General features: G+C 42.7%; 5 tRNA genes and 2 rRNA genes. All 7 read right to left on the reverse strand.

What is annotated here, in order from left to right:
* Nucleotides 1–124, reverse strand: a 16S ribosomal RNA gene (locus OTK50_RS19800); the annotation flags it as partial.
* Nucleotides 125–427: 303 nt separating this feature from the next.
* Nucleotides 428–504, reverse strand: a tRNA-Pro gene (locus OTK50_RS19805).
* 16 nt (nucleotides 505–520) lie between these two features.
* Nucleotides 521–597: transfer RNA gene (locus OTK50_RS19810), tRNA-Arg, on the reverse strand.
* Nucleotides 598–629: 32 nt separating this feature from the next.
* Nucleotides 630–704: transfer RNA gene (locus tag OTK50_RS19815), tRNA-Gly, on the reverse strand.
* A 344-nt stretch (nucleotides 705–1,048) separates the two neighbouring features.
* A tRNA-Thr gene (locus tag OTK50_RS19820) sits at nucleotides 1,049–1,121 on the reverse strand.
* Nucleotides 1,122–1,123: 2 nt separating this feature from the next.
* Nucleotides 1,124–1,198 (reverse strand) — tRNA-Asn (locus OTK50_RS19825).
* 46 nt (nucleotides 1,199–1,244) lie between these two features.
* A 5S ribosomal RNA gene (rrf, locus tag OTK50_RS19830) occupies nucleotides 1,245–1,360 on the reverse strand.
* Between the last annotated feature and the right edge of the window lie 11 nt (nucleotides 1,361–1,371).

The raw sequence follows: 1,371 nt of genomic DNA on the forward strand, positions 1-1,371 counted from the left end.
CCCACGTGTTACTCACCCGTCCGCCGCTAACATCAGGGAGCAAGCTCCCATCTGTCCGCTCGACTTGCATGTATTAGGCACGCCGCCAGCGTTCGTCCTGAGCCAGGATCAAACTCTCCGATAAAGTAGTTTGACTGACTACGCACATCACTGTGCGATTTATTTAAAACTTTGAATTAACAGGTACGTTTTGTCTTGTTTAGTTTTCAAAGATCATTGCCGCTTGTTGAAGCAGCTTTATTATCTTACCACTCAGCTTCTTTTATGTCAACAACTTTTTTTAAGTTGTTTCCGAAGCTTTTTGTTGTTGTCTGCTGTTCATCAGCGACGTTTAATAATATACCACGGTGTCTCTCTATAAATCAAGCATTTTTTTTAAAAAAAGAGAGAAAAAGAAAACCAGTATATTATCTTTAAAGTTTGAGAATGGTCGGGAAGACAGGATTCGAACCTGCGACCCCATGGTCCCAAACCATGTGCTCTACCAAGCTGAGCTACTTCCCGATTTTTAAAAATATTATGGCGCGCCCGAGAGGAGTCGAACCCCTAACCTTTTGATCCGTAGTCAAACGCTCTATCCAATTGAGCTACGGGCGCAATTAATATCACAATATCCCGTTGGGATAAAATGGAGCGGAAGACGGGATTCGAACCCGCGACCCCCACCTTGGCAAGGTGATGTTCTACCACTGAACTACTTCCGCAAGTAAAAATGTAAAGCATGGCCAGAATACAGCCTCAGATAGCGGTAAACTGTATTATTATTTATTCAGTAAAACTCCAAACGGTATAACCCGCAGATCAATCTAAACATACTGCTTATTATGACAAAGGTAATTATATCAAGGTTTTGATAAAAGTCAATACCGTTTAACAATTAATTATTTTAATCTCTTTGAATCATTGAAGCAAGGCTAACTTCATCAGAAAGCGCGCTTTAAACACCTATACCTTAACTGCTGCAATCAGTAACAGTTTTTACTGATCCAAATAAAAAATAACAGTTCCATAACATGCGGAAACTGCTTCAGATCAACGTATTTAGATAAGCTTCCAAGCGGGTTCGAACCGCTGACCTCTTCCTTACCATGGAAGTGCTCTACCTGCTGAGCTATGGAAGCAATGGCTCCGCAGGTAGGACTCGAACCTACGACCGATCGGTTAACAGCCGATAGCTCTACCACTGAGCTACTGCGGAATATTATAAGCTTCATAAACAAAAACATGGTAGATAAAATAAAAAAGCTTGGCGGCGTCCTACTCTCACAGGGGGAAACCCCCGACTACCATCGGCGCTGAAGAGCTTAACTTCCGTGTTCGGCATGGGAACGGGTGTGACCTCTTCGCTATCGCCACCAAACCATTGAGAGT

The sequence above is a fragment of the Bacillus sp. NEAU-CP5 genome (genome assembly GCF_026420705.1).
GTDB classification, from domain to species: Bacteria; Bacillota; Bacilli; order Bacillales; family Bacillaceae; genus Bacillus; species Bacillus velezensis.